Source organism: Mesorhizobium sp. (genome assembly GCF_041661565.1).
GTDB lineage: Bacteria > Pseudomonadota > Alphaproteobacteria > Rhizobiales > Rhizobiaceae > Mesorhizobium.
On the sequence record NZ_JBAZUD010000185.1, the window covers coordinates 1 to 8,665 of the forward strand.

10 protein-coding genes and 1 pseudogene are annotated in these 8,665 nt (G+C 63.5%); 7 read left to right on the plus strand and 4 right to left on the minus strand.

Annotation, left to right across the window (positions count from 1 at the left end; translation table 11 throughout):
• Window positions 1-538: VOC family protein (locus tag WC739_RS23075; protein ID WP_372955311.1), on the plus strand; the 538-nt coding region annotated here is incomplete at its 5' end.
• 87 nt (window positions 539-625) lie between these two features.
• Here the strand turns inward: WC739_RS23075 and purB are convergent.
• Window positions 626-1,933, minus strand: a complete 1,308-nt coding sequence (gene purB / locus WC739_RS23080; protein ID WP_372955312.1) for an adenylosuccinate lyase — start codon at window positions 1,931-1,933, stop codon at window positions 626-628.
• Between the two features lie 110 nt (window positions 1,934-2,043).
• Complete coding sequence (locus tag WC739_RS23085; protein WP_372955313.1) at window positions 2,044-2,769, minus strand: DUF2259 domain-containing protein; 726 nt, start codon at window positions 2,767-2,769, stop codon at window positions 2,044-2,046.
• Window positions 2,770-2,896: 127 nt separating this feature from the next.
• Between WC739_RS23085 and WC739_RS23090 the strand changes: the two genes are divergently transcribed.
• Entirely contained in the window at window positions 2,897-3,151 is a 255-nt protein-coding gene (locus tag WC739_RS23090) for a DUF2171 domain-containing protein (protein WP_372955314.1), read from the plus strand.
• Window positions 3,152-3,156: 5 nt separating this feature from the next.
• Here WC739_RS23090 and WC739_RS23095 read toward each other — a convergent pair whose 3' ends face one another.
• On the minus strand, window positions 3,157-4,182 hold the full coding sequence (locus WC739_RS23095) for a P1 family peptidase (protein ID WP_372955315.1): 1,026 nt from the start codon (window positions 4,180-4,182) through the stop codon (window positions 3,157-3,159).
• Window positions 4,182-5,255 (minus strand): branched-chain amino acid ABC transporter substrate-binding protein, encoded by a 1,074-nt coding sequence (locus WC739_RS23100; RefSeq protein ID WP_372955316.1) that lies wholly within the window; start codon window positions 5,253-5,255, stop codon window positions 4,182-4,184. The genes WC739_RS23095 and WC739_RS23100 overlap by 1 nt, the downstream gene beginning before the upstream one ends.
• Window positions 5,256-5,445: 190 nt before the next feature.
• Between WC739_RS23100 and WC739_RS23105 the strand changes: the two genes are divergently transcribed.
• From WC739_RS23105 to WC739_RS23125, 5 genes and pseudogenes are all read left to right on the plus strand, one after another.
• Entirely contained in the window at window positions 5,446-5,973 is a 528-nt protein-coding gene (locus tag WC739_RS23105) for a flavin reductase (protein WP_372955317.1), read from the plus strand.
• Window positions 5,970-6,899, plus strand: a complete 930-nt coding sequence (locus tag WC739_RS23110; RefSeq protein WP_372955318.1) for an AAA family ATPase — start codon at window positions 5,970-5,972, stop codon at window positions 6,897-6,899. The genes WC739_RS23105 and WC739_RS23110 overlap by 4 nt, the downstream gene beginning before the upstream one ends.
• 11 nt (window positions 6,900-6,910) lie before the next feature.
• Window positions 6,911-8,161, plus strand: coding sequence for a VWA domain-containing protein (locus tag WC739_RS23115; protein ID WP_372955319.1), 1,251 nt, complete (start codon window positions 6,911-6,913; stop codon window positions 8,159-8,161).
• Window positions 8,162-8,211: 50 nt separating this feature from the next.
• Window positions 8,212-8,550, plus strand: coding sequence for an XdhC family protein (locus WC739_RS23120; RefSeq protein WP_372955320.1), 339 nt, complete (start codon window positions 8,212-8,214; stop codon window positions 8,548-8,550).
• A gap of 6 nt (window positions 8,551-8,556) precedes the next feature.
• A pseudogene (locus WC739_RS23125) lies at window positions 8,557-8,665 on the plus strand (XdhC family protein); the annotation flags it as partial.

Here is an 8,665-nt window from a genome sequence, read left to right on the forward strand (position 1 = left end):
CAACCATGCCATCGCCAACAAGATCTCCATCGATGGCGCTTCCGACCATCTGGTCAGCGAAGCGCTGTACATGACCGATCCGGAAGGCAACGGCATTGAAATTTACGCGGACCGCAGTCCGCGAGACTGGAAGTGGAATGGCGACAAGGTGGCTATGGCGACCGAGCGGTTGAACATCCCGGCCGTCGTGGCCGAAGTGCCGGCCAGTGACGCCGGTTGGCAAGGCGCGCCGGAAAACAGCATTGTCGGGCATGTGCACCTGCGCGTCGGCAGGCCGGAAGACGCCGAAGCCTGGTGGAACAAGGAATTCGGCTTCGACACGGTGGCAAGATATGGCGGCCAGGCGGTGTTCCTGTCGTCGGGCGGTTATCACCACCACATCGGCGCCAATGCTTGGCAGAGTGCAGGCGCAGGCCGCCGCGATCCAAGCCGGTCTGGCCTGGCATGGGTCGAGATGCGTTCGGACAATGTGGCCAGCGAAACGACCCGCGAGGATCCCTGGGGTACGGTGATCAGGACTGTCCCCGGCAAGGCTTGATTGACAGCCTGCATCACAAACGGCGGTAATTGGCGAAACCGCCGGCGACGGCGTCTTCTCCCCGTACGGGGAGAAGGAAAGCCCGGGTCACGCCTCCCCGAACACCCGCCTGAAGATCGTGTCGACATGCTTGGTGTGATAGCCTAGGTCGAATTTCTCGCGAATTTCGGCCTCGGGCAGGGCTGCGGTCACTTCCTTGTCGGCCAGTAGTTCCTCAAGAAAATCAGCGCCTTGTTCCCACACCTTCATGGCGTTGCGCTGCACAAGGCGGTAGGAGTCCTCGCGCGACAGGCCGGCCTGCGTCAGCGCCAGCATGACGCGCTGCGAGTGCACCAGTCCGCGGAACTTGTTCATGTTCTTCAACATGTTTTCGGGATAGACGAGCAGCTTGTCGACGACGCTTGTGAGCCGTGACAGCGCGAAATCGAGCGTCACCGTCGCGTCCGGGCCGATCATGCGCTCGACCGAGGAGTGCGAAATGTCGCGCTCGTGCCAGAGCGCCACATTCTCCATCGCTGGCAGCGCCATCGAGCGGACCATGCGGGCAAGGCCCGTGAGGTTCTCGGTCAGCACCGGGTTGCGCTTGTGCGGCATCGCCGACGAGCCCTTTTGCCCGGGTGAGAAATACTCTTCCGCTTCCAGCACCTCGGTGCGCTGCAGATGCCGGATTTCGATCGCCAGTCTTTCGATTGACGAGGCGATGACGCCAAGCGTGGCGAAGAACATCGCATGGCGGTCGCGCGGGATGACCTGGGTCGAGACCGGCTCCGGCTTCAACCCCAGTTTGGCCGCCACATGCTCCTCGACGTAAGGGTCGATATTGGCAAAGGTGCCGACCGCGCCGGAAATCGCACAGGTGGCGATGTCTTCCCGGGCATGGACGAGCCGCTCGCGGCAGCGCGAGAATTCGGCATAGGCCTGCGCCAGCTTGACGCCGAAGGTCGTCGGCTCGGCGTGGATGCCGTGGCTGCGGCCGATGGTGACAGTGTCCTTGTGCTCGAAGGCCCGCCGCTTGAGCGCTGCGAGCAGGCCGTCGATGTCGGCGAGCAGGATGTCGCTGGCCCGCGTCAGCTGCACCGCAAAGCAGGTGTCGAGCACGTCCGACGACGTCATGCCCTGATGGATGAAGCGCGCGTCCGGTCCGACGAATTCGGCAAGATGGGTGAGGAAGGCGATGACGTCGTGCTTGGTCACACGCTCGATCTCGTCGATCGCGTCGACATCGAACTTGGCGGCGCCGCCTTTTTCCCAAATCGTCCTGGCGGCTTCTTTCGGAATGACGCCAAGCTCGGCCAGCGCGTCGCACGCATGGGCCTCGATCTCGAACCAGATGCGGAACCGGGTTTCGGGCGACCAGATGGCGACCATTTCCGGCCGGGAATAACGAGGGATCATCGGTCAGTCCTGACGTGGCGAGGAGTTTGCACGCGTCCTAACAGAGGCGGGCAAAATGCTCAACGCCGCCACGCGCAAACCACATATGGCGCCACTCTGGGCATCGGCAGTCAAAGGCGGCCGGTCACCGCGATCCAGCGATAGTCCGGCCCCTCGAAGCCATATTGGCGCACCGCGATCAGCACCGCATAGGCGCTGAGACTGTCCATCGAAAACGTCTGGACCGCACCGATGCGATAGCCGTTCGGACAACCCCGGCTCTTGGGAATGGACTTGTCCTCATGCAGCAATTTGGTGGTGCCGCCATCCGGCGCCTCGATGCGCAGCAGACGGAAGCCATTGATCTCGCCCTGGCTCTCGCAGCCTCCGGTGTTGTTGATGCCGATCTCGTCGAGCCGGAACTCGAGCGGCCGGTCGACCGGCGCAAAGATAGGCCGTGGATTGACCACGATCCGGTGTGGGTCGGCGGAAAGCTCGGTCACCGGATTGAACCCGGCGGTGATGCCGCGATTGGCACTCAGTTCGGCCTGGCTGAAAATCGCTTCGCCTTTTTGCCGAGCCTGAAGGCGCGCAGTATCCAGTTTGGCGTTCTCATCGTCGAGCCGGACCCTGATCGGCGTGCCCTTGAGGAAGCTGTCGCTGCTCGTGTCGATGTAGTAGCGGTTGGCATAGGGGAAGCCCGACCCGTCCTGGACGCCATACTCCTCGAAGGCGAAGATGCCGCCGTCGCGGCTGAAACCCAGGATTTCGAGTTCCGCGGCATCGCCGGCAACAGCCATGGGTGATGTCATGAACTGCGCGGACAGGCAGAGCGCGGACAGGACAAGCATTCGCATGGTTCGCTCCTCGGCTGGATTTTTGAATGTTAGCATGGCGCATACAAAACGTCGCGCAAGCCGAAAGACGATGCATCCAATCGGCCCGTTATTTGTTATTGTCGGCAGTCCCCACAGGAGAAGCACAATGACCGACACCAGCAAGATTCGTGAACACATGGAAGTCGTCGGCGCCGATGGCGTCCATGTCGGCACTGTCGACAAGATCGACGGTGAGCGCATCAAGCTCACCAAGAACGACAGCGGCGAGGGCGCGCACAAGGGCCATCACCATTACATCCCCTTGAGCCTGCTGGCCGAGGTACAAGGCGACAAGGTCTGGCTATCGGCGAATTCCGACGTCGCTGTCACCTTCGAGGAAGAACAGTCCGATCCTGTCTGACCAGGTTAAGTCAGCCGCGACGACCAGACCTGGAACAGATCGTTTTCGGAGGGCGTCGCGGCGAACACGCCGCGGCTGATGGCTCGCGCCATTGTGGCGCCGGCGGCGGCATAAAGGTCGATGGCGGCGTCGGCCGTCAGTTCTATCCCACTCCTTCCTGTCGCCAACGCAAACACCAGATCGCCATCGGCAGGCGTATGCGTTGGCCAGATGGCGCGCACGAAGCCGTCATGGGCAGAGATTGCCAGGCGTTTGGCCGCAGCCTTGGTGAGTACCGCATCTGTGGCGATGACGGCGATGGTGGTGTTGCCACCGGAACGCGTCTGGCCGGCCAGGGACTTGTCGCGATATTTCAGCGCAATTCGTCGCGCATCGTCCGGCATAGGCGAGGGGTACCCAAGTCCACCGAATTCGTCGCCGATCTCGAACGGAGCCGCCCAGAAATGGCGGGTTCGTCCGACGGTCACCGAGCCGGTCGGGTTGACGGCCGCCAGGGCCCCGACCGTGACGCCGCTTTCCAGCAGGGTGGAGGCCGAGCCGAGCCCGCCCTTCAGGCCCTCGGTCAAAGCACCGGTTCCGGCGCCAATCGTTCCGATCTCGAAATCGGCAGTGGCGGTTTGCGCCGCTTCATAGCCGAGGTCGCGATAGGGCGGATAGCGGCCCCAATCCTTGTCGCCGCCATTGCGCAGATCGAACAGGATCGCCGCCGGCACGATCGGCACGCGGAAGCCGCCCACCTCGAAACCGATGCCGCGTTCACGCAGCTCCGCCTGCACGCCGGACGCCGCGTCGAGGCCGAACGCCGAACCGCCCGAAAGCACCACGGCGTGGACCGCCTCGACCGAATTGTGCGGTTCCAGCAGATCGGTTTCGCGGGTACCCGGCGCGCCGCCCAGGATTTGCACCCCGCCCACCGCCGGTTCATCGCAAAGGACGGTGGTGACGCCGGATTTCAGCCTCGCATCCGAAGCATTGCCGACGCGCAGGCCGGCGACGTCGGTGATCAGATTGCGCGGCCCTGTGCGGAACATCAGTCGCTTTCCAAGGGTACGAAACGCGTGCCATCGAAACGGAAGACGCGGTAGGGGCTCTGGCTGAGATCGCCTTTCGCATCGAAGCGGATTGCGCCGATCGCGGTGGCGAAATCCTGTCCAGTCAGCGTTTCGGTCAGCGGCTTGCCGGAGGTATCGGACAAGCCCGCTGACGCCTTGGCGATCTCGACCGCAGCATAGGCCGGCAGCGTGTAGCCGTCCGGAACGATTTTTTGCGCGGTGAAGCTTTCCAGCACTTTCGGATCGGCGATATCGGCCCATTCAGGCGGCGCTATCAGCAGCGTGCCCACCGCGTAAGGCACGTCTCCCGCCGGGATACGCAGATTTTCGCCACCGGCGAACGTGATGCCGGCCTCCAGTTGTGCCGCGTCCCGGCCCATGATGGCGATGTCTTCGCCGTCGCCGCCGGCAAAGACATGGGTCGCTCCAGCCTTCTTCAGCCGGCCGATCATGCCGATCTGATTATCCAGTTGCGGCCGGAACGTGTCGACGAAAACCGGCTTTAGCGCTGCCTGTTCGGCCGCCGCGCGAAAGGTTTCGGCGATCTCGCGGCCATAAATGGTGCCGTCGTCGATAATGGCGAACAATTCGTTCCGCCACAGATGGGTGAGGATCGTGGCCACGGTGTTGCGCTCATCGTCGCCCCTTGGTCCGAGGCGATAAACGGGCCAGCCTGTCTTGGCGCGGCGATCGGTCAGGCTTTCGGTTCGCACGCCGACGGTGATGACAGGTATCTTGGCGTCCTTGAGGATCGGCATCGCCGCCTCGATCGCCTGGGTGCACAGGAAGCCGACCACCACGTCGACCTTGGCGGCCACGAAATCCCTGGCCGCGGCGGCGCCTCCGTCGGCGGTGCAGGCATCATCCACGGTCTTGAGCTCGACGGCGTTCGTTTGGGCCGCGAGCCCGGCTCCCGCCGAAATCTGCGCGCCCAGGATGGCCGATGGCCCCGACAAGGGCGCCGCGACACCAACCAGCAGCGCCTGGGCATGGCTGCCCCCGGCCAGAAACAGCCAGAACAGCGCCGCTATCGATCTTGTCCCGGGTCGCATTGGAGCGATGGAATCCCCTGTGCCGGCCTTATGCTCATGGCACGAATTGTCGCCAAGACCTAAAGGCTGGCCGGCCTTGGCGCAACATGCGAATTCAAGCAGATGAGCCCAAGGCCCGGCATCGCGTCGCTTGTCGCAAGTCGTATGCCGCCATATATGACGATAGGGTTCTGGCCATGGAAAATTCGCGGTGCTGAAGAAGAACGACATTGGGCCGCAGGCCTATCGCGACGCGATGAGCCACTTTGCCGGCCACGTTCATGTCGTCACCACCGACGGCCCCGCGGGCAGGCGGGGAACGACGGTGATCGCCGCCTGTTCGGTGTCCGACACGCCGCCAACCATCCTGGTCTGCCTCAACCGTGAAAATCCCAGGAACGAAGCGTTCGTGGCAAACGGCAGGTTTGCGCTGAACACCCTGGCTTCCGACCAGGAGCCACTGTCGATCGGCTTCTCCGGCGTCACTGGCCTGTCGCTTGAGGAGCGTTTCGCGCTCGGCGAATGGGATGTCATTTCCACTGGCGCGCCGACATTGAAGGGCGCGCTCGCCGTGTTCGATTGCGAACTGATCGACACCAAGGATCTGGCCACGCATCGTGTGCTTTTTGGCAAGGTGACAGGCCTGCGGATGGGCGATAATTTGCGGCCGCTGATTTACCACGCGCGCGCCTACCATGTGCTGGAAGGCGGGGCGGCTGTCGCTACGGAGACAAAATGAGCGAGCTGACACCGCGCGCCGTGCCGCAGACGATCGATGAGACGCTCGATCTCCTGACGGGCGCGGACTATGTGGCGGACCGGTCGCTGGCGACCGTGCTTTTCCTGTCGCTGCGCATGAAGCGGCCGCTTTTCCTGGAAGGCGAGGCCGGTGTCGGCAAGACGGAGATCGCCAAGGTGCTGGCGCGGGCGCTCGGCCGCCGGCTGATCCGCCTGCAATGCTATGAAGGCCTCGATGTCTCGTCCGCCGTCTACGAGTGGAATTACGCCGCGCAGATGATCGAGATCCGCATGGAGGAAGCCGCCGGAAAGGTCGACCGCACCGACATGGAGCGCAACGTCTTCTCCGAGAAGTACCTGATCCGCCGCCCGGTGCTCGACGCGCTGACGGGCAAGGCGGGCGCGGCTCCCGTGTTCCTGATCGATGAGCTGGACCGCACCGACGAGGCCTTCGAGGCCTTCCTGCTGGAAATCCTGTCCGACTTCCAAGTGACGGTGCCCGAGCTCGGCACCATCAAGGCGGAAGAGCCGCCGATCGTCATCATCACCACCAACCGCACCCGCGAAATCCATGATGCGCTGAAGCGGCGCTGTCTCTATCACTGGGTCGACTATCCCAATGCCGAGCGCGAGCTGGAGATCGTGCGCCGCAAGGTGCCGCAGGCCAACCAGCGGCTTTCCGCCGAGGTGGTCTCCTTCATCCAGAAGCTGCGCCAAATCGAGCTTTTCAAGGTGCCTGGCGTTGCCGAGACCATCGACTGGGCCGGCGCGTTGACCGAACTCGACAAGGTGGCGCTCGATCCGGAAACCGTGTCCGACACGATCGGCGTGCTGCTGAAATACCAGGACGACATTGCCCGTATCGAAGAGGGCGAAGGCCGGCGCATCCTCAACGAGGTGAAAGCCGAGCTCTCGGCGGCGGAATAAGGCCAAGGGTCATGCCGGCATCCCGCCCCGAACCCAAGGAAGCCCGGCCCGACGGCCGCATCGCCGACAACATCGTCTATTTCGCCCGCACCTTGCGCAAGGCCGGCATGCGGGTCGGGCCTGCCTCGGTCAAGGACGCCATCGAGGCGGTGCTGATGGCCGGCATCGGCTCCCGCGACGATTTCTACTGGACGCTGCATGCGGTGCTGGTCTCGCGCCACGAGGACCATGTCATTTTCGACGAGGCCTTCCGGCTGTTCTGGAAGTCGCGCGAACTGATCGAGAAGATGCTGGCAATGTTTTCGCCGGTGGCGCCGGATACGCGCGACAAGCAAAAACCCCGCGCGGCTGAAAATCGTGTCAGCCAGGCCATGTTCGAGGGTCACCAGAAAAACCAGCCGGTCCAGGAAATCCCCGAGATCGAGGTGGATGCGCGCTTCACCTTCTCCGGCAACGAGGTGTTGCGAGGCAAGGATTTTGCCCAGATGAACGCCGCCGAAATAGCCGATGCCAAGAACGCGATCGCGCGGCTGCGGCTGCCCTTCGACCTGGTGCGGACGCGCCGCTTCAAGGCCGATGCGCATGGCCGCCGCATCGATCCGCGCGCCATGATGCGCTCGGCCGCGCGGACCGGCGGCGAACTGATCCTGCCGAAATTCCGCTCCGCCCGCGAGGTTCATCCGCCGCTTGTCGTATTGGCCGACATTTCCGGCTCGATGAGCCAGTATACGCGCATCTTCCTGCATTTCCTTCACGCGCTGACGGAAAAGCGCCGGCGCGTGCACACCTTCGTCTTCGGCACAAGGCTGACCAACCTGTCGCGGCAGATGCGCCATCGTGACCCCGATGCAGCACTGGCCGATTGTTCGGCGGCGGTCAGGGACTGGTCCGGCGGCACGCGCATCGGCGATACGCTGGCCGAGTTCAACAAGCTGTGGTCGCGCCGCGTGCTGGGGCAGGGGGCGGTGGTGCTCCTGATCACCGATGGGCTCGAACGCGACGATGTCGACGGCCTGTCGGAGGAGATGGAGCGGCTGCACAAATCCTGCCGGCGGTTGATCTGGCTGAACCCGTTGCTCCGCTTCGACGGTTTTCAGGCCCGCGCCCGTGGCGTCAAGGCCATGCTGCCGCATGTCGATGAGTTCCGCTCGGTGCACAATCTCGATGCGCTCGCCGATCTCTGCGCGTCGCTCGACAAGAAATCGGCACACTCCGTCGATCCTCGTCGATGGATGGAAGGTGGCGCCAAGCGTGCGGCGTAACCATATGTTTTCCCCATTCCTTTCAAAAACAGACCCTGAGAGAAGCAGCCATGAGCGACAGTCTTTATCTTGATGAGGCCCGCGACCCGCTTGTCATAGCGGAGGGCTGGATGAAGGACGGCAAGGACGTGGCTGTCGCCACAGTGGTTGAGACCTGGGGATCGGCGCCTCGCCCGGTCGGCAGCCATCTGGTCATCGACGCCGAGGGCAATTTCCACGGCTCGGTCTCGGGCGGCTGCGTCGAGGGCGCGGTGGTCAATGAGGCCATCGACGTGATCGACACGGGCAAGGCCAGGATGCTGGAGTTCGGTGTCGCCGATGAAACCGCCTGGCAGGTTGGCCTGTCCTGCGGCGGCCGCATCAAGGTTTATGTGGAACGATTGGGCTGATCTGCGATGGATCCCTATGCGCTGAAAACGCTCAACGCCGAACGCCGCGCCCGCCGCGCGGCGATCCTTGTCACCGATCTTGGCGATGGCCGCGACCGCGTCGTGCGTGAAGGCG

Excerpts from the sequence above, each read along its gene's own strand:
- purB (WP_372955312.1), bottom strand. The coding sequence starts at position 1,933 with ATGATCCCTCGTTATTCCCGGCCGGAAATGGTCGCCATCTGGTCGCCC.
- WC739_RS23085 (WP_372955313.1), bottom strand. The coding sequence starts at position 2,769 with ATGCGAATGCTTGTCCTGTCCGCGCTCTGCCTGTCCGCGCAGTTCATG.
- WC739_RS23090 (WP_372955314.1), top strand. The coding sequence starts at position 2,897 with ATGACCGACACCAGCAAGATTCGTGAACACATGGAAGTCGTCGGCGCC.
- WC739_RS23095 (WP_372955315.1), bottom strand. The coding sequence starts at position 4,182 with ATGTTCCGCACAGGGCCGCGCAATCTGATCACCGACGTCGCCGGCCTG.
- WC739_RS23100 (WP_372955316.1), bottom strand. The coding sequence starts at position 5,255 with ATGCGACCCGGGACAAGATCGATAGCGGCGCTGTTCTGGCTGTTTCTG.
- WC739_RS23110 (WP_372955318.1), top strand. The coding sequence starts at position 5,970 with ATGAGCGAGCTGACACCGCGCGCCGTGCCGCAGACGATCGATGAGACG.
- WC739_RS23115 (WP_372955319.1), top strand. The coding sequence starts at position 6,911 with ATGCCGGCATCCCGCCCCGAACCCAAGGAAGCCCGGCCCGACGGCCGC.
- WC739_RS23120 (WP_372955320.1), top strand. The coding sequence starts at position 8,212 with ATGAGCGACAGTCTTTATCTTGATGAGGCCCGCGACCCGCTTGTCATA.